We start from the raw sequence: 20,994 nt of genomic DNA on the forward strand, positions 1-20,994 counted from the left end.
GAATACGTCCGATCAGAACGAACAGTCCGTGCCTTCGGGCAAATCGACCCGCGCAATGCCCGAAATGCTGAACTTGAGCGGACCCTGCGACGTGATCGTGATGGCGTTTCCGCCAGCGATGCAGCTTTCCGTCAGGATCATCTGGCGCCAGTCCTTGCCGCCCGCGACCGCAAGGTCTGCGGTGACGTCGAGGACCTTGTCGCCCACCTTGACCGTCACCGGCGCCGTCGGGCTGGCTGCAACCGAATAATCGATCACGAAATCGCCGCCCTTGCTGCCGTCGCCGGTGATAGTGAGCGAGGAACCGGGCTCGAAAGTGACTTCGCGCGCATCTTCCTGTCGCAGGCGATCGATGCCGCGTGCAGTAATGCCCGCCGCTTCGCCGCGCAGGTCTGGCAGCGCCTTGCCGCCGGCAGAAGCGGTAACGCCCTGCGACAGGCGGCCGTTTTCGTACCACGCGTTGGACGGTGCGTCGGACAGGAACCCGCATTCTTCGCTCAGCACATCGGGACCACCGGTCTGGCCGGTCGCGAGGCCATAGCCGCGCTTGAACAGGGCGCCTTCGGGTCCATTGACGGGCTTGCCATTGCATTCGACCGGCCAGCTGAACGATAGCCGCCCGCTTGCCTCGCGCTTGCCGAACAGGATGTCGGACACGCCTGCCCCCTCACCGCCGGGCAGCCAGCTTGCCACGAAGGCATCGGCCGCGTTGAGCTCGCGATTGACCCACATTGGACGCCCCGAAAGGAAGACTGCGACCACCGGGATGTTCGCCTTCTTGAGCTTGCGGATGAGCGCCAGCCCCTCTTCGTCGGAGAAGGCGAGATTCTTACGGTCGCCATAGAATTCGGCATAAGGCTGTTCGCCGAATACGACGATTGCCGCATCGACCACGCCGCGCGGCAGGTCGCCATCCTTCGACAGGATGACATTGCCGCCAGCCGCAGCCACTTCGTCGGCAATGCCCTTGTAGATCGAGGTCGCGCCGGGAAAGTAATCGTTGGTCAGCTCGCTGCCACCCTGCCATGTCAGGGTCCAGCCACCGGCCGCCTGCTGGATGCTGTCCGCAGCGCTTCCGGCGACGAGGAACCTAGCGCCCGGTTTCAGCGGCAGGACGCCGTTGTTCTTCAGGATGACCTGCGATTTTGCCACCGCCTCGCGTGCGAGCGCCCGGTGTTCGGGCGAGCCGACGATATCGAGTTGGCCGCCTACGCCGCGTTCGGATGGACGCTTTGCATCGGGGCCGATTATCCCGGCGCGCAGCTTGACCTTCAGGATGCGTGCAACCGCACGGTCGAGGGTCGCCATCGGGATGGTGCCATCCTCGACCTGCGCGACGAGATTTTCGAGCAGCGGCTTCCAGTCGTCGGGCACCATGTAGATGTCGAGGCCGGCCTTCAGAGCCTGAGCGCAATCCGTCACGGTGCAACCCTTGACCTGGCCGTGGCCGTTCCAGTCGCCGACCACCAGCCCGTCAAAGCCCATTTCGTCACGCAGCACGCCGGTCAGCAAGGCTTCGTTGCCATGCATCTTCTTGCCGTTGATCGAATTGAAGCTGGCCATCACCGCCTGCACGCCAGCGTCGATCGCGACGGGGTAGGGCACTGCGTGGATTTTCTTCAGTTCCTCGATGTCGCCATGGACGTCACCGGTGTCGATGCCCTGCGCCGTGCCGCCATCGCCGAAGAAGTGCTTGGCCGTGGCGATAACCCGGCGATCGCCGAGATAATCATCGGTACCCGGCGCACCTTGCAAGCCTTCGACCAGCGCCGCGCCCAGTTCGGCGACGAGTTGCGGGTCTTCGGAATAGCTTTCGTAGGCCCGACCCCAGCGGTCGTCCTGCGCAACGGCAACCGTCGGCGAGAAGTTCCAGTCGATGCCGGTCGCCTCGATTTCTGCCGCAGTGGCCGCGCCGATCCGGCGGACGAGATCGGGATCATGCGTCGCGCCCAGGCCAACGTTGTGCGGGAAGATGGTCGCGCCGGTGACATTGGTATGCCCGTGCACGGCATCGGTGCCCCACATGGTGGGGATTGCCGGCTCGCCATTGGGCAGCGGCTTGACCGAAGCATCGTACATTTCATCTGCGAGGCGCAGCCATTCGCCGGCACTGGCGAATTCGTCGCCATAGGGGCCACCGTTTCCGCCGTTGAGGTAACTGCCGAAGCGATAACGCTCCATGTCCTGCGCGGTGAACGAATTGATCTGCGGCTGGATCAGCTGGGCAACCTTGCGCTCCAGGCTCATCTTCGAAAGCAGGGCGGCAACCTGCTCGTCTTCGCTCGCAGCGGGAGCGGCTGCGGATTCAACGGGCTCAACAGGCGTGGTGGCACATGCGCCGAGGCCGGCCGCAAGCGCAATCGCCGCAGTAAAATGAAGTGCACGAAAAGCGGTATTCACGAATTATCCCTCCCAAACGCCCTTTTGAGAACGTTCTCAATTCGAGGGATTACACGCTGGGAAGTGAAAATCAAGCGCCTATCTGGCGCGGGCAAGGAAGAGGATCAGCAGGCAGGCGACCGCCGCCAGCGCAGCAAGCAGCACGAACAGCGCGCTGAATCCGGCGACGGGCACCAGTGCAAGCGTCAGGCCAGGGATGATCAAAGAAGGAACCGTATTGGTGAGATTGAAGAAGCCGAGATCGCGCGCCCGATGCTGCGGACGCGGCAATACCCGGAGCGTCTGGCTCGAATGGAGCGACAGGAACGTCATCGAACTGATGCCGAACAGGACATAGCCGGCAAGGGCCGAATTCTCCGTCGTTGCAAGCGCCATCGCGATAAGGCCGAGGGAGGACAGCGCCGCGCAGATAGCCAGCGGCACCATCGGGCGGCCATGGCGGTCCGACCAGCGCCCCGCGACCAGCGCTATCGGCACTGCCACGACCAGCACGACGCTGAAGATATTCGCTGCCCGGTTCTCACCGAAATCGGGCGTGATCGAGCGCATCCAGAACAGCAGGAATGCGAACAACGCGGCTTCGGATACCTGCACGAGCAGCCTCGCGGTCCACATCCCGACGATGGCCTTGCGCTGGCGCTTGCCCGCCTCTGCCCGCTGAGAGAGCTTGTCCGCAGGCTCCATCAGGCGGGGCATGCGCCGTCCGCCACCGAATACGAGGGCCGGCGCGATCATCACGCCGACGATCGCGGCGACCAGCACGAGGCGCGTCTGGCCGTCGGCAAGCCCGGGGAATGTGACGAAGGCGCCCGACAGTGCGCCCAGTGCCGGGGCGAGCGCAAAGAGTCCGCCGAGCAGGCCCTTCTGTTCGTCCGGCACGCAGTCTCCCGCCCAAGCGAGCAATGGCGACAGCATCATGTTGAGCGACATCTGCCAGACCATGACGATGGCGATGATCTGCGAGAGAGAGGTGGCATAGCCGACGCAGACGAGCAGCGCACCCGAGGCGATCATTCCGGCGAGGATCCAGCCGCGCCTCGTGCCGCTGCGATCGCTGAGCCAGCCGAAACCGATATTGGCGAGACTGGCGATCACGGCGCCTGCAAATGTCGAATAGGATAGCGCTGCAACGTCCTCGCCGCCCATCAACTCGCTGATGCGGACCGGCAGAAGGACGGTGAGGAAGGGGACATAGGCAACCGCGCCGCCTGCCACGGCCAGTGTCAGCAGAAGCAGGAACCAGAGCGGCTGGCGCTCTTGCGAAGGGGTGTCAGCCGCCATTTGCAGCCGGCACAGGCCCGGTCGAGGCACGCTCTACCAGCGAACCTTCGACGTTGATCGGCTCTGTCGGCATGGCGATCTTGTCCTGATTGATGAGCAGTTCGACAGCCCGGGAAATCGTCTCGGCGATCGGCTGATCGACCGCTGTCAGTGCAGGCTGCGTGAATTTGACGATGGGCGTGTTGTCGAAACTGACGAGCGACAGGTCGCGCGGGATCTCGAGCTCAAGGTCGCGAGCCACCTCGAGCGTCGCCAGCGACATCTGGTCACTCGAAGCGATGATCGCGGTCGGACGGTCAGGGGAATCGAGCAGGCGGCGTGCTGCCTTGAGACCGGATTCGAAACTGAAGTCGCCGCGTTCGCACAAGCCATCGGTAGCAAGGCCAGCGTCCTGCATGGCGCGCAGCCAGCCGTCGATGCGCCATCCGCTGAGGCTGTATTCCTCAGGCCCGGCGATCAGCGCAATCCGGGTGTGGCCGAGGCCGATCAGGTGTTCGGTCGCCTTTCGAGCAGAGCCATCATCATCCAGCGTCAGGCGGATGCCCGGCCCCGGCTCGAGCGAGCTGATCCGTGCGAAAGAGATCTGGCGCTTGGCCAGCAGCCCGGTGATGAGCGGGTTTTCCGAGTGCGGCGGTGTCAGGATCACCCCGTCCGGCTGGAGCGCTGCGATCATCGCCGACAGTTCGCGTTCGACATGGTCGTTATGCGTGTCGACCAGTTCGACCATCATGCGATAGCCGTGTTCGGCACAGGTCAGCATCCCGCCGAGCAGCATCTGGTCGACCCAGTCGGTACCGATGCGCTCGCGCCAGTCGGCAATCGTGCGTTCGCGATCGTTGATGGCAAGGATGAGATAGGACCTCGAACCGCTCATCCGCTGGGCCGCGATCGAGGGGACATAGCCCAGCCTGTCGATCGACGCCTGCACCCGCTCCTTCATTTCCGGGCGAACATTGGGTTCATTGTTGATGACGCGGCTGACCGTTTGCAGCGACACCCCTGCGTCCGCTGCAACATGCTTGATAGTCACTGCCTGGCGACGCCTAGCCACCTGCCGTTACCCCCTTCGATCCCTTGGCGGGCGGACTTATCCCAACACCCGCGCCAGTTCCAGCCATGTCATGCAATTGTTGCGGCAATCAGGCAGCCGCCTTTGTATTGGCGCCGCAGAATTGCGAAACATAGGCGTGGTGCGCGGGCAGCCCGGCAACCGTTTTTTCTACAGATTCGCGTATATTCGTGAGCAGGTTGTCCAGTTCACTGTCCGAAAGCTTGGTGGCAATCGGGTGATAGGATTCAGGGACAATACCCTGGCCCATCATTACTTGGATCCAGCTGTTCTCGACGAAAAGTTCGTCGTTCTTGCGGAACACCAGACCTGTCTGGCGGAACAGGTCGATCTTGTGCTGCAGGCTGTCGGGAATATCCATGTCGCGGCACTGGCGCCAGAACGGGGAATCGCCACGCTCGGTCGCCTTGTAATGCAGGATCAGGAAGTCGCGGATCTGGACCATGTCGGTCAGCTGCTGGTCGTTGAATTCGTCGATGTCGCTCTGGTCGATCGTCCCGGCGGGCAACATGCGGATCAGGCGGACGACGGCGCGCTGGATCAAATGGATGCTGGTCGATTCCAGCGGCTCCATGAACCCGCCCGAAAGACCCACCGCCACGCAATTGCGGTGCCATTGCTTGCGCCGGGCGCCGGTCTGGAACCTGATGAAGTTCGGATCCGTCAGCGTCTTGCCCTCGACGCTCGACAGCAGACGCTCGGCAGCTGCATCCTTGTCGAGATAGCGGCTGCAATAGACGATGCCGTTGCCCTGGCGGTGCTGCAGCGGGATGCGCCATTGCCAGCCCGCGTCATGCGCGATCGCGCGTGTGTAGGGGATCGGTTCGCGCACGCTTTCCGTCTGGACCGCGACCGCGGCATCGCAGGGCAGCCAGTGGGTCCAGTCGTCATAGCCGACATGCAGGGCGCCGCCGATCAGCAGCGCTCGAAAGCCGGTGCAATCGACGAACAGGTCGCCTTCGATCCGCTTGCCGGAATCGAGCCTCAGCGCGGCAATATCGCCGCTTTCGCTGTCCAGTTCGACCTCGGCGATCTTGCCCTCGACCCGGGTCGCGCCCTCGCTCTCCGCGATCTTGCGCAGGAACGCGGCATAGCGCGAGGAATCGAGGTGGTAGGCATAGTTCAGCCGGTTGTCGGGCAATTGCGCGAACTTGTGCGCATAGGCGGCCTTCAGTTCCAGGCAGTAATCGTCGAAGCTCGCCGTGTGCCCCCTGGTCTTCCCGTGCATCCAGAAGTGCAGGAAATTGGCGGCCCAGTGATCGCGCCCGGTCGTGCCGAAGGAGTGGAAGTATTTTTCGCCATCGACCTTCCAGTTCTCGAACTCGATCCCGAGTTTGAAGGTCGCCTGCGTTTCCCGCATGAATTCGGCTTCATTGATGTTCAGCAGGCGGTTGTAGCCGACCAGCGGCGGGATCGTCGCTTCGCCAACTCCGACGGTCCCGATTGCTTCGGATTCCACCAGCGTCAGATCAATCACGTTTCCGAAAGCGCGGGCAAGGGCGGCCGCCGCCATCCAGCCTGCCGTGCCGCCACCTGCGACCACGACCCGCTTGATCGGTTTCGCCATGGGTTTGCTGTCGTTCATTGGTTGATCGTCCTCATCAGGAAAGCGCGTATCCGGCCTGCCGTTTCGGCCGTCAGCGGATCGAGAATGCCCCGTTTGCCTTCGGGAATATGCGCTGCGACCTCGGGCCCGTTTTCGAATACGTAGTAATCGAAGAGCTGTCGCCAGATCGCCTTTTCGTCTTCCGGCAAATCGCGCACGGCCAGGATCGCGTGATTGAGCGCGTCCTGCGGCTGGCCCAGCCAGCGCGGGGTCTCGCGCCACCAGTAATTGATCATGGCGTTGAAGCCGTCGCGCCCCTCGACATGGTGCCACCACAGGCTGGGTACGAAGACCGCGTCGCCCGGCTCGAGATCAGCGACGAGCCCATGCTTCACCGCCTCGGCAAAGCGTGGATGCGCATCCCAGTCGGGATCGTGGAAATCGACCATGCTGACGGCACGGCCGGCCGGCGTATTATCGATCGGGCCGAGATAGAGATTGGGGAACTGGTCCGGCGGAAAGACCGTGAAGCGGCGGCGCCCGACCGCGCAGCAGGCGAGGTTGTCGGGAAAATCATTATGCGCCGCCACCACCGTCCTGGTTCCGATCCAGATGCTGGTGATGGGCTGGCGATTGCCCAGATCGACATGGTTCGCCTCGTGCAGCCCGTCGAAGAAATCATGCACGTCGACCGAAGTGAGATAGATCGTCGGCGGGTTCGCCCTGCCCTCGTTATCGTCGATCCCCTTGAAGATCGCTGCGAGGTCGCCGCGCGCGGTCTGGAAATTCATCTCCATATCGCTGTCGTAGAACAAGCGGCCATCATGCCCCGGGGGGCCGAGAGATACGGTGAAGGGGCGCTTGCGGGCGTGATCGACCAGATAGTCGCGGGCTTCCTTCGCCGACCGCTTGCCCGCCTGGACAAGCGGCCATTCGGCCACGAGACCGCGGATGACGAATGGCCTGTCGGCAGAACAGATCAGCGCATCGAGCGCGGCGGCATCACCTGCCTCGCGCTCTTCCATGCGCGGCATGGAATCAAGGACAGAGGCGCACGCCTCAGCCAATGTCGATCCGTGCGTTCTTGCGCGCGATCAGGTCGGTAAAGTGGCTCATCGAAGCCAGCACCATGAAGACCGGCATCAGGTGACCGTCCTTGTGCAGATCGGCCAGTTCGTCCCCGGTCAGCGCCTGCAGCTTCTCTTCGTGGATGGTGGCAAATCCGACGAGCGAGTGTTTCGAGCCGTCTTTCAGCGGCACTTCAAGGGTGAAGGGTTCGATCAAGTCATAGCGCTTCATCGCTTCGTAGAATGCGCCGCTCGCCTGGTAGCTGTCGTGCAACATGCCGAGCTTGTTGACGATGTTTTCGAGATAGGGCGTCATCGAGCCGTCATCGTCGAAAACGCGCATCCCCTCGCCATCGGTTGAAATCCGTGGGTGATCCATGTCCACATGGACCTGGCTTTCCCCGCTTTCCTGCGATGGGCGTCCGATCAGGAACGGCTGGATCGAATGGGCGAGCGGCTGGTAGCGCGTGTCCCATTTGCCGTCGTTGACGAACAGGTTCTCGCCCTCGGTAAAGCCGAACAGCGCCAGGGCGACATAACTACCCGTTTCGGCATCGCGGCGAAACACGATGGGATAGTGCGCCTGGACCTGGCGAAATTCATGCGGAACGGTCATCGCTGCCATGACCCCGTCGCCGAGCTCGGCAGAGGCCCCGGTGTTGATGCGCAGGTCGCGATGTTCTTCGCTGCTGAGGAAACGGTGATCGGTCATGTCAGGCAGTCTGTTCCTTTTGCATCGCTGCATCCGTCCGGGATGCGGCGACTTTGTCGAGATAGGCGCGGTTGGTCGGTAGCGCCGCGCTGAGCGCGCGTGTCTGGTCGCGCACTTCTGCGATCCGCGCAAGCGCAGCCTCCGGCGCAGGGTTCGTGGCTGAGGGCGGAACGGGGAAGCCCATTCCGTAAAGGACGAACTGCTGGCTCGCGGCGGAGAAGATCTCGTCCACCTGCGGGAAGTCCCATGACGACGGCGGCTGGTCGCGCCACAGCTCGATCTGTTCGGCAAGGCGCGGAGGGATGCTTTCGGCGCTGCGTTGCGCCTGCCAGTAAGGTTCTTCGCGGCGGCTGAGGACGTAATGAAGTTTCAGGAAGTCGACGATCCGGTCCCAGCGATATCGGAACAGGTCGTTGAATCGACCGGCATGTATGTCCATCGCCCGGCGTGAGGCCGGAAAATTGTCCGCCAGAGCGCGCACGGAGAGCTCGATGAGGACGATCGCCGAAGCTTCGAGTGGTTCGATGAAGCCTGCCGACAGCCCGATGGCGACGCAGTTCCGGCGCCAGAAGTCGCGGCGATGGCCTGTCCTGAAGGATAGTTTGCGCGGCTGCAGCCCTTCCACGTCGATATGTGGCACATGCGCCGCGACATATCGCCGCAGAATGGCATCGGCCCGGTCGTCATCGATGAAGCGCGAGCTATAGACGCACCCGATCCCGCGCCGCGTCGGCAAGGCGATATCCCACAGCCAGCCCGCCTCGTGCGCCGTGCCGACGGTCTGCGAAGCGACTGCACTTCCCGGCGCTACGGGCACTTGCACGGCGAGCGCGCGGTCGTTGAAAGAAACGTCGGACCGGTCGACCCATTCGGAGCCGAGCGCACCGCCGATCAGGACACCGGCATGCCCGCTGCAATCGATGAAGAAGTCGCCTTCTATCCTTTCACCATCGCTTGTCACAACGGCGGCGATGTCGCCGCCGGCCGCACGTTCGATCTCATCCACCCGGGCGGCAATCCGCCTGATGCCGAGGCGTTGTTCGCCATGCTCTGCAAGCAGGGCAGCGAACTTTCCTGCATCGAGGTGATAGCCGTAATTGGCAGCCGCGGCGTAGCCAGGCATCCCGGTCTGGCGCGGCGCGAGATCGCGGTCGCATAGCTGCGCCTGCGGCGTCATCGCATGGGCAAAGGACCGGTCCTGAGCGGCTTGCTGCCATGCCGCGACCAGGCCGTGCATGTCACCGGGTGGCGGCGCGCTGAAGGGATGGTAGTATCTGTCGTCCGGTTCGCCATCGACCCATCCGTCGAAGCGCGAGCCCTGCTTGAAGCTGGCATCGCAGCGGGCAAGGAATTCGCTTTCCTCGATCCCTATCGCCTCGAGCGTGCCGCGCATGGTGGGCCAGGTCCCCTCGCCGACGCCGATGGTCGGAATGTCGGGTGCCTCCACCAGTGTGATCGAAAGCTCGGGCCTTCGGACAGCGAGGAAACAGGCCGCAAGCCAGCCGGCCGTTCCCCCGCCGAGGATCACGGTTCTGGCAACGCTAGCTGACATTGTACCGCTCATTTTTCTTTCCGAAGCCCGGGGTCCGGACCTGCTTTAGCGCAAGGCCCAAACGAAAGAGAGTCGCCCTGCCGAGGCAGCGCGACTCTCTGTCATCATCGGGGCCTGTTCAAGCCCGACGACTTACCAGGTGAAGCGCACACCTGCCGCGTAACGGGCATAACCCGGTGCCGCGAAGAAGACGGTCTGGTCGTTGCGCATGTGGCCACGACGGTCTTCATTGGTGATGTTGATGCCTTCGACAAAGACCGTCAGGCCGTTGTTGAATTCATAACTCGCGCTGGCGTCGAACTGGCCGTAGCTTTCGACATAGTACGGGTCGAGGCCGTAACCCGACAGGAATTCGTCGCGCCAGTTGTAGGCGATACGGGCCTGCAGGCCATTCTTGTCGTAGTAGACCACGGCGTTGGCGCTGTCGCTGACGCCCGTTACGGCAAACTGCGTTTCGGTATAGCGCAGGCTGTTGTCGTAAGACGTGTCGCTGTTCACGATCGTGTAGTTCAGGATCGTGCCGAAGCCGGTTTCGCCGAAGCTGTGCTGAAGGGCGAATTCCCAGCCCGTCAGGTTCGCGGTCTGGTCGCTATTGCCCGGCTGACCCAGGGTGAAGATCACTTCAGGGTCGGTCGACTGGCCGAGAATACCGATCGGATCGCCGCTGCCATTGTATTCCACCGCATCGGGGTAGTTCGCAATGACGTATTCGATTATCGATTCGCCCGGACGGCTGGCGTCAGGCGCGAAAGGCGCATTGCTGGGCTGGTTCGCGACGGCTTCCTGGAAGATCGCGCCCTGGCCCGGGTTGGTCAGGCCAAAGGCAGCCGACTGTGTCGTCGTGGTGCCGATGAAGTTGCTGACATTCTTGGCGAAGAAGCCGACCGAAATGTAGCTCGCCGGGGCGTAGTACCACTCTGCCGAAAGATCGATGTTCTTCGACTTGTAGGGCAGCAGGCCGGGGTTACCCGCGCCGCCGGTGCTGCCGCCGCCCGGACGAATGGGCGAAGCAACGGTCAGGCCGCCATCGAGATTGTTGTATGCCGGACGGGTGATCGTGTGGCTGTACGAAGCGCGCAGCTTGACGTCTTGGAACGGCTCCATGCTGAAATCGATCGCCGGCAACCAGTTGTCATACTTGCCGGTCAGCGTCGTGAAGTCTGCCGCCGAATTGTCGTAGATGATCGCGATTTCATTGTACGAAATCTGCGACGTACCGATAGGGATCGGAACCAGTGCCGAGGACTTCACCTTGGTTTCTTCATAGCGAAGGCCAAGGCGCAGGTCGGCAGGGGTTTCGCCGCCGAGCGTGAACGAATGGGTCGTCTGGATGAACGGCGAAACGGTGCGCTCGCGCAGGCGACGGTCGACGGTGAATTCGGCAAGGCAGCCGACACCCGAGGGCGTGCCGGACCACGGAGCGCTACAGATCGAAACTTCGTCGTCGAGGAACTCGATGAGGCCTTCGGTATCGATGTCGAAATAGCTCGGGATGATGCCTTCGGCCTGCGAACCGGACATTCCGGCAAGGTTCGAGGGTAGGTCGGTCAGCGTGAAGAAATCATCCGGAAGCTCGTCGGCTGCGAGCGTACCGCCCCAGGAGTCGGTCTGGAGGAAGCCGTATGCCGAACGAACCTTGTTTTCGGTGTAGGTCGCGCCGAAGTCGAGGCTGTCGATGAAGCTGGAGTCGAAATCGTAACCGGCCTTGAGCGACAGCTCGTTGATCGTGTCCTTCATGTAGGCATTGCGGAATGCGTTGCCCGAGGGACGGATGTTCGAAGCGTCGATTTCCGAACCCGGATACATGTTGACCGAGATGACCGGCATGTCGGTCGTGAAGTCGACCACCTGGTTCTGGACACCGAAGATCGCGTTGCCGACAGCGATGTTGCTGCCATAGGGCGAGGTCGGCTTGCTTTCCGAAGTCGAGTGGTGACCGTCGAGCTTCACGCGAAGACCGCCGAGACCTTCCCACTCGAGGGTGCCGCCAATCGACTGAAGGATCGTGCGATTCGCCGCGACTGCGCCGGTGACCGCGAGATCCTTACCCGGGCCGAATGCTTCTGCGTAGAAGTTCGGGCCTGCCGCCGGGCCATCGGTCCAGCTGCTCGAGGTATTTTCGTGATTGAACCATACGCCGATGCTGTTGGTGCGGGCATCGATGGTGTTCTGCGCGTAGGTGTAGTCGATGCTGGCCGACAGATTGTCGGTCGGCTGGAACTGCAGCACGGCCTGGCCATTGATGCGCTCGCGCTTGATATCGGTGAAGTCGTAGCCGGCGTTCTGGGTGACCTGGTAGATGTCCGTCGGATCCGGACGATTCTCGATCTGGTTGAGAAGGTTCGGATTGACGTAAAGGACACGCCAGTCGTTTTCCGGCGGCGGAATCGTCAGGCCGTCAGCTGGCTGTGTACCGGGAAGTGAGCCCCAGTTGTTTTCGTTGCCGAGGTAACCTTCGCGCCAGCCGGCGTTGAACTGCGCCAGGCTTGCGCGGCGCTTCTGGTACGAACCGCTGATGAGGATGCCGAAGCGGTCGTCGCCGAAGGTGTTCGAGATGATGCCCGAGATTTCCGGGGTGATTTCGGTGCCGTCGAAGGTGTGGTCGAGCACGCCCTTCGCACCGATGCTGCCCTGGAAGCCCGGACGATCGAGCGGCTTGGGCGTCTTGATGTTGATTACCGAACCGATACCGCCGGTCGGCAGGCTCGCACGGCCGGACTTGTAGACTTCTACGCCTGCAATGCCTTCGGAAGCGAGGTTGGCGAAGTCGAAGCTGCGCGATGCCGGAGCTTCACAGCAGCTGCCGAGGCCCGACGCAGGCATCTGGCGACCGTTGAGGAGGACGAGGTTGAATTCGGGGCCGAAGCCGCGAACCGTGACGGTCGAGCCTTCACCGCTGTTGCGGTCAATCGAAACGCCGGTGATGCGCTGCAGCGATTCGGCGAGGTTCGTATCGGGGAACTTGCCGATGTCTTCGGCCGAGATGGCATCGACGACGCCCTGCGCGTCGCGCTTGATGTCCATGGCGCGCTGCAGCGAGGCACGGATGCCCGAAACGACGATGACGTTGTCGTAATCTTCCGCTGCTGCCGCTTCTTCGGTGTCCTGCGCGAAGGCAGTTTGTGCCGTCATGCCGAGCGCGACGACAGAAGCCCCCGCCAACAGCTTCGCACCAGCGTTTTCACGCTTCCAGACCATCAAGTTTCTCCTCCCAGAGCCATGCACAAAAGGCGCATGATGTTCAAATTGTGAACGTTCCCTATTTGATAACGTTCACTTGGTCAAGCATGCGCATACGTTTGAACGGCGCTGTGGCTTTCCTGCACGTCCTGCATACGCCCGGTGGCGCATGCGATTATCGATCTTCAGGAAGTGGCGCACCCGACAGGATTCGAACCTGTGGCCTCTGCCTTCGGAGGGCAGCGCTCTATCCAGCTGAGCTACGGGTGCATGCCGTCGCAGATGCGAGCCGGGCGCGCTTAGCAAAGCGGCGCGGCAGGGGCCACATCAAAATGCAGCCGCCTGAACCTTGGCTGTGGCTTTATCCTTTCCGGGTCCTTTAGGATTTTCTCAAGGAAGTCGTCCCTAGACCCTGACACCATGTCAGCAATGGAACAGCCAGAGCAGATTCGCGCCATGCGCGAAAGCTTCGCACGGGGCGAGAATTCCGTCTCACCGCTCGCCCTTCGCTGGCAGGCACTGCATGAAACGGCCCAGGAAATCGCGGCAATGGCGGCGCTGGCCCGAGAACCCTTCACCAAGGAACTGGCCGGCTTTCCCGCACGCGTGGCGGATTGCGGGGAAAACCGCGCCTATTTCGTCGAGCGCGGCCTGAACGATATCGATGCCATGCTGCAACCGGGCCTGACAGCCTTGCGCCTGATCGCGTCGCGCGGCTCGGACACGACCGCTCCGGCGCTGGCCCTGTGGCGCGAATTCTATTTCGCTCGCGCGGGCCTCCTCGCCATGTGCCCCGCCAGCGGCGCAGTAACGCTCGCGGCCGCCGACTGACATTTCAAGCCGGAAGGCTTGACCGCGTTCGTGCTATGTTCCAACTTCGGAGCATGATTCAATCGTCGCCCGGAATTAGTGATTCGGCAGAACTGCCGCAGGCCGAGGCCTTCGATGCCGCTGCGGTGGTGCGCGGGATAGGCCGTCTGTTCGCTCGCAACGATATCTGGTGCATCCCGGAAATGCCGCTGCGCAACGGGCGCAGGGCCGATCTTATGGGCATCGATCCCAAGGGGCGGATCGTCATCGTAGAGATCAAGGTTGCCCGTGCCGACCTGCTTGGCGACGGCAAATGGCCTGACTATCTCGATTTCTGCGATCGGTTCTTCTGGGGCATGCCGCCTGCGCTCGATCGGGCTCCGCTGGAAGGCCCCGATTTCAAACCGGACTGCTGCGGCATAATCGTGGCCGATGGCTATGATGCGGAAATCCTGCGCCCTGCCCCGCTGCGGCCGCTCAACGCGGCGCGCCGCAAGACCGAGGTCGAACGGCTCGCCCGTGCGGCACTGCGACGCCAGACGGCCTTGCTCGATCCTGCCTGCGTCGAGCATCTGCGCGGCGCATAATCCGCAAATCCGGACTGGGCGCAGCCCGATGACTGGGGCATAGGTGGCGCCATGCTGACAGCCGCACTCGTCTCCATGATTGCCATGACCGTGATCGTCGCGGTGCGATACCTGCTGTCGAGCGGCCTGTTCGCCTGGGCGACGAGGCGGGTGAGACCAGGGCTTTACGACGGGCTTGACCGCCAGATCCGGTCCGAAATCGGCTGGTCGCTATTATCCGCTGCCATCTACGGCTTCCCCGCAGGCCTCGTCGCCTGGGGTTGGCAGAACCATGGCTGGACGCAAATCTACACCGATTTCCAGGCTTATCCGCTGTGGTACCTGCCGGTGTCACTGTTCATATACCTGTTTGCCCACGATACCTGGTTCTACTGGACCCACCGGTTGATGCACCGGCCGCGCTGGTTTCGCATCGCCCATGCGGTCCACCACGCCAGCCGCCCGCCGACGGCATGGACCGCGATGAGCTTCCACCCTGTCGAAGCCGTCACCGGCGCCATTGTCATCCCGCTGCTGGTGTTCATCGTGCCGATCCATATCGCCATGCTCGGGACCGTCCTGACCATCATGACCGTGATGGGCGTGACCAATCACATGGGATGGGAGATGTTTCCCCGCCGGCTCGTTCATTCCCGGTTGGGCGGATGGTTGATAACTGCCAGCCATCACGAGCGACATCACGAAGAGTATCGATGCAATTACGGCCTCTATTTCCGGTTCTGGGATCGCCTGTGCGGGACCGATCGCGGCCTTTCGCAAAAACTGGGCGGAGCTATGCAATCATGAAGAAACCCGCTGCGCTGATCCTGGCCGCTGCAAGTGCAACCTTGCTGACGGGCGCCACACCGCCGACCAACGGGCAGGTGTCGATCACCATCACGAACCTGCGCTCGAGCGAGGGAGTCGTTCGCGCCTGCATGACGACGCAGCCCGATGTCTTCCCGAGATGCCGCAAGGATGCCGCATCCCATCGCACCGTCGTTCCGGCGGGGAAGGAGGTCCATCTGACCTTCGATAACGTCAAGCCGGGGCGCTATGCCGTCGCCCTGCTTCATGACGAGAACGACAATGGCAAGGCCGACCGGGCGCTGGGCATGATGCCCAAGGAAGGGTTCGGCTTTTCCCGCGATGCGCCGGTGCGCATGGGTCCGCCAAAGTTCGACGAAGCCGCTTTCGACTATGCAGGTGACGCCAAGGTGCTGACCATCCGCATGCGCTACATGCTCTGAATCAGGACATTTGCCTGCGTGACGTCACGAAGCTGCCGCGCCGCCGCGACTGCAAGAAAACGAAATCATTTAACAGTATGTTTACCATGTGCCGCCAGAACCGTGACTGTAACCGTCACTTAGGGGGCAAATTGGGTCATGGATACGCTGCGCGGATCGTTCGAATCGTCTGATATTTCAGGCGATGCAGTCGATTACGATCTGACCGAGGATGAAAACGCGGGCGATATGCCGCCTGCATCCATCGGTCGTGACGAACGGCGCATGCAGGTGCGCGCCTATAACCATTGGGCCGGCCTGCTTGGCGACCACAATTTCCCGTCGATCGAGGATCTCGACCCGTCGAGCCTGACCGACTTCGGGCCCTATAGCGTGCTGCTCGACTTCTCGACCGGCATCGAGGATCCCGCCGTCCAGTACCTTGGCGATATGCTCGCCGCCGAATGCGGTGCAACGGACGAAATCAACAAGCTTTCGGATGTGCCGCCGCGCTCGCTGCTGTCGCGCATCACCGATCACTATCTCCAGATCCTTGCCAACCAGGCGCCGATCGGGTTCGAGGCCGAATTCGTCAACCAGCGCGGCTCGACCATCCTTTATCGCGGCATCCTGCTGCCCTTCTCCAGCGACGACGACACCATCGATTTCATCTATGGCGTCATCAACTGGAAGGAAATGGCCGACGCCGCGACTGCCGACGAGCTGCTGCTCGAAATCGACCAGGCGATCGAACCTGCCGAAGCCGAAGTCGAGGAAGACGAGCCGGTCAAGCGCGGCGCCGAGCCGGTAACCGACTGGGCCGATGGCCCGGGCTTCGACGACGAGATCTCTTTTGCCGACGACGCCGAAGACGACGCCGATGACATGAACGATGTCGCGCCGCTCGAACTTGGTGCCGAAGACGAAGTCGACTACGGCAGCGACCTGCCCGAACCGGCCTTCGGAAACTATTCGCTCGAAGACGAATATGACGAGGACGAAGAGGGCGAGGAAGAGGACGAGGCGAATTACGATTTCGCTTCGCTGACCGACCACATTCGCGCGCCCGTCAAGAAATCCGAAGCGATCGACCTGAACGGTGTCGAAGCCTTCACCGGTCCGCTCGGCGAAGACGGCGACTACGATTATTCGGCCGAAGTTTCGTGGGACGACGGCAATTACGGAAACGGTTTCGGGCATTCCGACGACGAAATTCCGGCAACTGCCGAAGTCGAGGACGAAGCCGAGGAAGTTGAGACTTTCGACCTTGGTGCTTTCGCTCCCTCGGAAGACGAAACATCAGAGGATGAAAACGCATTCGCTTCCGATCTCACGGATGAGTTCGACGCTGCCGAACCAGCCATTCCGAGCGCTTACGAGCCTGCTCAGCAAGCTGTGGTTCCGGCCGAAGCCGAACCCGCAATGGAAATTCCCGCTGCAGAAGAAGTCACGGACTTCGACGAGCCGGTTACCGACGAACTCGATGGCGAAGCCGGCCTCTATGACTATCTCGCATCGGCCCGCGAACTCGCACAGACGGCGCGCAGCTGCGAAGATCGCAGCCGCACCGCCCTTTATGCTGCGGTCGGCCGCGCCTACGACTTCTCGCTGGCAGCACAGAATGAACCCGCCGCCTATGAAGAGCTCGTCGCAGAAAGCGGCCTGACCAGCCAGGAACGCGCGCCGATGACCCCGGTCGTCAAGCTCGTGTTCGGCGCCGACTACGACAAGACACGCCTGACCGAATATGCAGCGGTACTGAGCCACGCACACCGCGTCGGCATCGAACGCGGCAAGCTCGCAGGCTTCCTTTCCGAAGCAGATGGCGGCCTGAAGGGCGTCGTCAATGCCGAACGCCGTATGCGCAAGGAAGAACAGGGCAAGCCTGTCGATCCGACCGACGAACCGCGCGCGGCGCTGGCCAGGAAACTGCGCAAGCTCGACCACTTCGGCCTCGAAGACCTGTCAGCCGAAGGTCCGGAATTCGCCGTCGTGATGATCCGCCGCACCGAAAGCGGCGAGATCGCGGTTCTCGGCGAAATCGACGACGATATTGCCCTGATCGAACGTGTCGGACGCAAGCTCGTAGGCTAACAGTTCGCCAACGAAAAACTTCGGGGGGGTGGGGCCTATGCTCCGCCCCCTCGCTGCGTTAGGACCATGCGCCATGGTCCTCCCCACCCGTCCGGTTCGCATCCAGCCCTATTACGGTTATCGCAACGAAGATCGCCTTCGCATTTCGGCCCGTGCCCTGCGCGCAGACCACCATCGGTATGACCGAAGGGGGCGGATCCAGGCGTTCCGGACGATGCTGGCGCACTTTGTCTCGCACGAGGTCGCCGGGCTGGCAGTCAAGCTGGTGGTCGAGCGTAATGACGGGTTGCGATCCGACCATCACGCTCAAACCGATGCTGAAGGGTTCGTGCATTTCGATGTCGAACTGAACGGCAAATGGCTCCATGCGAAGCACACCCGTTGGGAAGTGGTCGAGCTGCACTGGACCAATCGCAATGGCGATCAATGCGTCGAAGGGCATGTCCTCTCACCGGGCGATCACGCCGATCTCGCGGTCATTTCGGACATAGACGACACCATCATAGAGACAGGCATCACCGGCGGGGTCAGGTCGCTGCTGCGCAACTGGCGCCGCGTTCTTGCCGAATTGCCGGACGACAGGATCGCCGTGCCGGGGGCGGACGCGTTTTACGGCGCGCTTGGCGGCGGTGCGCTGCTCGATCCCGACATGGCCCAGGCGGGCAAGGGTGTTCCGGCCACCCACCGCCCATTCTTCTATGTTTCGTCGAGCCCATGGAATCTGTTCTCCTATCTCGTGGCGTTCAAGCAGGCCCGCGGCCTGCCGCTGGGGCCCATCATGCTGCGCGACTGGGGCATGAATAGCGAGACATTCGGTTCATCGAGCCATGGCGCCCACAAGACCGAAGCGATCGGCGATATCCTCGCCCATTATCCGCACCTGCGCTTCGCCCTGATCGGCGACGACACCCAGGGCGATCTGCCCGCCTATGCCGAATTGGTCGAACGCTTCCCCACGCGCATCGCGGCGATTTTCATTCGCACCGCGGCGGGCGAGCCCTTGTCAGCCGAGGAAATCGCGGGGAAGGCGACGATCGAAGCGCACAGCGTGCCCTTATGGCTGGGTGACGATTATTCGACCGGGCAAAATTTCCTGCGGGCTGCCGGGCTTTCATCCGACCGGGATGCGGAAAAGATTGTCGAAACGGTCGAACAGGAAGCAAAGTAGGTGAGTTTGGGGATGAAGGGACGTCGCATGATCTTCTGGGCGCTTGGAATTGTCCTCGCCATTGCAATCATCGCCGGCATTGCGCTGCAGATCGCAATCCAGCGCAACGGCCCCGCCGTGCTCAATGCCTTCGACAAGGTCACGGGCGGCGATGCCGGGGTCACGCGCAGCGAGGCGATCTCATACGGTCCGGACCCGCAGCAGCGCCTGTTCGTCCTGCGCCAGGACGCGACGCCTGCAGATAGCAAGCTCCCCGTCATTGTCTTCGTCCACGGCGGCAGCTGGCGCAGCGGCGACCCTGACGACTACGACTTCACCGGCCGCACGCTTGCGCCCAGTGGCTACATCGTCGTCAATGCCGGCTACCGGCTGGGTGCAAAGGGTGCCTATCCCGCCATGCTGGAGGATGGTGCGGCATCTGTGCGGTGGGTGCGAGAGAACATCGCCGAATACGGGGGAGACCCGGACCACATCATCCTGGTTGGCCATTCGGCAGGCGCCTACAACGTCGCAATGCTCGCCCTCGACCCCAGGTGGCTGGCAAGTGAAGGTGTCCCCGCAAGTTCTATCGCAGGTGTGGTGGGGCTGTCCGGACCCTATGACTTTTTTCCGTTCGACACGGATTCGACCCGCGATGCATTCGGCAATGCCACCGATCCGGAAGGCACCCAGCCGGTCAATCTCGTTCGCAAGGGCGCCCCACCCTTCCTGTTGATCCATGGGCTGCAGGACACATTGGTGAAGCCGCGCAACAGCCAGGCTCTGGCACGCAAGCTGGAAGGCGCCGGAGTAGAAGTGAAACTCGAAGAGTATCCGGCCATGGACCACAACGATCCCCTTCTCGCGCTCGCATCCCCATGGCGGGGGCGCCGCGACGTCCTGGCCGAAATCCTGCAGTTTGCTGCCGAGGTGCGCTCTTCAGTTCCGGTTCAGGGCGAAACACGGTAGAACCGACCCAATGCGCCTGTTGTCCAAGCTTTTAGCCCTCGTGCTCGCCCTGTCGTTGAGCGCGCAGCCCGCAATGGCGCAATCCGTCCTGCGCGATGCAGAGACCGAGGCGCTCCTGCAGGATCTCGCCGATCCGCTGGTCGAGGCCGCGGGCCTTGCGCCAGGCAATGTCGACATAGTCCTGCTCAACGATCCGTCGATCAACGCCTTCGTGGCGGGTGGTCAGGCGATCTACATCCATAGCGGCCTGATCCATGCGGCCGATAATGCCAACCAGGTGCAAGGCGTGATCGCGCATGAACTTGGGCACATCACCGGCGGACATATCGTGCGCTATGGCGAAGGTATTTCGGACGCCAGCAACATTTCGATCCTGAGCCTGCTGCTCGGTGTCGGAGCTGCCGTGGCCGGGGCTGGCGATGCCGCAATGGGCGTGATGATGGCGGGGCAGCGCGCTGCACTGGGCAAGTTCCTTGCCTTCAGCCGCGTGCAGGAATCCTCTGCCGATGCCGCCGGTGCGCAATATCTTTCGACCGCGGGCATTTCCGGCAAGGGTTCGCTCGAATTCTTCGGCAAACTGCAGAACCAAGCCCAGCGCTATGGCCGCGACCAGAGCGAGGAAGCATCGTTCAACCAGACGCACCCTCTTTCTGCCGAACGCATCACCCGCCTGCGCGAGGATTACGTTCGCGACCCTGCGTGGGAGCGCGAAACAGACCCCGCGCTGGAGGCAAGGTTCCAGCGCGTGAAGGCGAAACTTTACGGCTTCCTCACGCCGCCCGACCGCACGCTCGTCTATTATCCGGAGAGCGACCAGCGGGTCGAAGCGCACTATGCCCGCGCCTACGCCTATCACAAGGAAGCGTTGATCGCTGATGCTCTTTCGGAAACGGATGCGCTGCTCGCGAAGGACCCCAACGACCCTTATTTTCTCGAATTGAAGGGGCAGGTCCTGCTGGAATCGGGGCGCCCCGACGAAGCTCTCCCGGCGCTGCGCAAGGCAACCGAGCTGTCGAAGAACGAGCCGCTGATCGCCTCGATCCTTGGCCACGCGCTCATCGCGACAGAGGACCAGTCTAACTTCGAAGAAGCCGAGCAAGTGTTGCGCGCAGCTGTGGCTCGCGACCGGCTGAACCCCTTCGCCTGGTACCAGCTGGGCGTCGTCTATGCGGCGCGGGGTGATATGCCACGTGCGCGGCTCGCCAGTGCAGAACAACAGGTCATGAACCGGCGCTATGCCGAGGCATTGCGCAGCGCGCAGGTCGCAGAGGAGGGCCTGCCGGTCGGTTCGCCGGACTGGATCAGGGCACAGGATATATCCTTCCAGGCGCGCGCCGAACTGGAACGGATACGCGACAGGAAATAGGTGGGG

15 protein-coding genes, 1 tRNA gene and 1 pseudogene are annotated in these 20,994 nt (G+C 62.4%); 8 read left to right on the plus strand and 9 right to left on the minus strand.

The genetic code is table 11. The features are described 5' to 3' along the window. Positions 1–12 precede the first annotated feature (12 nt). The 9 genes from AMC99_RS11950 to AMC99_RS11990 form a co-directional block, all read right to left on the minus strand. On the minus strand, positions 13–2,400 hold the full coding sequence (locus AMC99_RS11950) for a glycoside hydrolase family 3 protein (RefSeq protein WP_061926832.1): 2,388 nt from the start codon (positions 2,398–2,400) through the stop codon (positions 13–15). A 78-nt stretch (positions 2,401–2,478) separates the two neighbouring features. After that, the gene (locus AMC99_RS11955) at positions 2,479–3,681 is read right to left on the minus strand and encodes an MFS transporter (RefSeq protein ID WP_061926834.1); all 1,203 of its coding nucleotides are present in this window, start codon (positions 3,679–3,681) and stop codon (positions 2,479–2,481) included. After that, positions 3,671–4,732 (minus strand): LacI family DNA-binding transcriptional regulator, encoded by a 1,062-nt coding sequence (locus AMC99_RS11960; protein ID WP_061926836.1) that lies wholly within the window; start codon positions 4,730–4,732, stop codon positions 3,671–3,673. The genes AMC99_RS11955 and AMC99_RS11960 overlap by 11 nt, the downstream gene beginning before the upstream one ends. An 88-nt stretch (positions 4,733–4,820) precedes the next feature. Continuing rightward, positions 4,821–6,335, minus strand: coding sequence for a tryptophan halogenase family protein (locus AMC99_RS11965; RefSeq protein WP_232301411.1), 1,515 nt, complete (start codon positions 6,333–6,335; stop codon positions 4,821–4,823). Then, positions 6,332–7,330, minus strand: coding sequence for a cupin-like domain-containing protein (locus tag AMC99_RS11970; RefSeq protein WP_083440164.1), 999 nt, complete (start codon positions 7,328–7,330; stop codon positions 6,332–6,334). The genes AMC99_RS11965 and AMC99_RS11970 overlap by 4 nt, the downstream gene beginning before the upstream one ends. Positions 7,331–7,355: 25 nt before the next feature. Further along, positions 7,356–8,075, minus strand: coding sequence for a SapC family protein (locus tag AMC99_RS11975; protein ID WP_061926840.1), 720 nt, complete (start codon positions 8,073–8,075; stop codon positions 7,356–7,358). A 1-nt stretch (position 8,076) separates the two neighbouring features. Further along, positions 8,077–9,627: a tryptophan halogenase family protein gene (locus AMC99_RS11980; protein ID WP_061928007.1), complete on the minus strand. Its 1,551-nt coding sequence runs from the start codon at positions 9,625–9,627 to the stop codon at positions 8,077–8,079. 132 nt (positions 9,628–9,759) lie between these two features. Next, complete coding sequence (locus tag AMC99_RS11985) at positions 9,760–12,825, minus strand: TonB-dependent receptor (RefSeq protein WP_061926842.1); 3,066 nt, start codon at positions 12,823–12,825, stop codon at positions 9,760–9,762. 175 nt (positions 12,826–13,000) lie between these two features. Continuing rightward, a tRNA-Arg gene (locus AMC99_RS11990) sits at positions 13,001–13,077 on the minus strand. Between the two features lie 150 nt (positions 13,078–13,227). Between AMC99_RS11990 and AMC99_RS11995 the strand changes: the two genes are divergently transcribed. The 8 genes and pseudogenes from AMC99_RS11995 (at position 13,228) to AMC99_RS12030 (ending at position 20,988) form a co-directional block, all read left to right on the plus strand. Beyond that, positions 13,228–13,638, plus strand: coding sequence for a hypothetical protein (locus AMC99_RS11995; RefSeq protein WP_198143527.1), 411 nt, complete (start codon positions 13,228–13,230; stop codon positions 13,636–13,638). A 53-nt stretch (positions 13,639–13,691) separates the two neighbouring features. After that, positions 13,692–14,204, plus strand: a complete 513-nt coding sequence (locus AMC99_RS12000) for an MmcB family DNA repair protein (RefSeq protein ID WP_061928009.1) — start codon at positions 13,692–13,694, stop codon at positions 14,202–14,204. A 51-nt stretch (positions 14,205–14,255) separates the two neighbouring features. Further along, on the plus strand, positions 14,256–14,990 hold the full coding sequence (locus AMC99_RS12005; protein ID WP_061926846.1) for a sterol desaturase family protein: 735 nt from the start codon (positions 14,256–14,258) through the stop codon (positions 14,988–14,990). After that, the gene (locus AMC99_RS12010) at positions 14,987–15,433 is read left to right on the plus strand and encodes a DUF2141 domain-containing protein (protein WP_061926848.1); all 447 of its coding nucleotides are present in this window, start codon (positions 14,987–14,989) and stop codon (positions 15,431–15,433) included. Before AMC99_RS12005 ends, AMC99_RS12010 begins: the two co-directional genes overlap by 4 nt. Positions 15,434–15,571: 138 nt before the next feature. After that, positions 15,572–16,255: pseudogene (locus AMC99_RS14320) on the plus strand (PAS domain-containing protein); the annotation flags it as partial. Positions 16,256–17,579: 1,324 nt separating this feature from the next. Continuing rightward, complete coding sequence (locus tag AMC99_RS12020) at positions 17,580–18,674, plus strand: phosphatase domain-containing protein (RefSeq protein ID WP_061926852.1); 1,095 nt, start codon at positions 17,580–17,582, stop codon at positions 18,672–18,674. 12 nt (positions 18,675–18,686) lie between these two features. After that, positions 18,687–19,622 carry an alpha/beta hydrolase gene (locus tag AMC99_RS12025; RefSeq protein WP_061926854.1) on the plus strand — a complete coding sequence of 312 codons (936 nt, stop codon included), beginning with the start codon at positions 18,687–18,689 and terminating at the stop codon, positions 19,620–19,622. 10 nt (positions 19,623–19,632) lie between these two features. Beyond that, entirely contained in the window at positions 19,633–20,988 is a 1,356-nt protein-coding gene (locus AMC99_RS12030; RefSeq protein WP_061926856.1) for a M48 family metalloprotease, read from the plus strand. Positions 20,989–20,994 lie beyond the last annotated feature (6 nt).

The sequence above is a fragment of the Altererythrobacter epoxidivorans genome, assembly GCF_001281485.1.
GTDB lineage: Bacteria > Pseudomonadota > Alphaproteobacteria > Sphingomonadales > Sphingomonadaceae > Erythrobacter > Erythrobacter epoxidivorans.

Bases quoted from the DNA above. Each gene is read 5' to 3' on its own strand.
- AMC99_RS12000 (WP_061928009.1), top strand. From the start codon at position 13,692: ATGATTCAATCGTCGCCCGGAATTAGTGATTCGGCAGAACTGCCGCAG.
- AMC99_RS12010 (WP_061926848.1), top strand. From the start codon at position 14,987: ATGAAGAAACCCGCTGCGCTGATCCTGGCCGCTGCAAGTGCAACCTTG.
- AMC99_RS12025 (WP_061926854.1), top strand. From the start codon at position 18,687: ATGAAGGGACGTCGCATGATCTTCTGGGCGCTTGGAATTGTCCTCGCC.
- AMC99_RS11965 (WP_232301411.1), bottom strand. From the start codon at position 6,335: ATGAACGACAGCAAACCCATGGCGAAACCGATCAAGCGGGTCGTGGTC.
- AMC99_RS11975 (WP_061926840.1), bottom strand. From the start codon at position 8,075: ATGACCGATCACCGTTTCCTCAGCAGCGAAGAACATCGCGACCTGCGC.
- AMC99_RS11985 (WP_061926842.1), bottom strand. From the start codon at position 12,825: ATGGTCTGGAAGCGTGAAAACGCTGGTGCGAAGCTGTTGGCGGGGGCT.
- AMC99_RS12020 (WP_061926852.1), top strand. From the start codon at position 17,580: ATGGTCCTCCCCACCCGTCCGGTTCGCATCCAGCCCTATTACGGTTAT.
- AMC99_RS12005 (WP_061926846.1), top strand. From the start codon at position 14,256: ATGCTGACAGCCGCACTCGTCTCCATGATTGCCATGACCGTGATCGTC.
- AMC99_RS11995 (WP_198143527.1), top strand. From the start codon at position 13,228: ATGTCAGCAATGGAACAGCCAGAGCAGATTCGCGCCATGCGCGAAAGC.
- AMC99_RS12030 (WP_061926856.1), top strand. From the start codon at position 19,633: ATGCGCCTGTTGTCCAAGCTTTTAGCCCTCGTGCTCGCCCTGTCGTTG.
- AMC99_RS11980 (WP_061928007.1), bottom strand. From the start codon at position 9,627: ATGTCAGCTAGCGTTGCCAGAACCGTGATCCTCGGCGGGGGAACGGCC.
- AMC99_RS11970 (WP_083440164.1), bottom strand. From the start codon at position 7,330: ATGCCGCGCATGGAAGAGCGCGAGGCAGGTGATGCCGCCGCGCTCGAT.
- AMC99_RS11955 (WP_061926834.1), bottom strand. From the start codon at position 3,681: ATGGCGGCTGACACCCCTTCGCAAGAGCGCCAGCCGCTCTGGTTCCTG.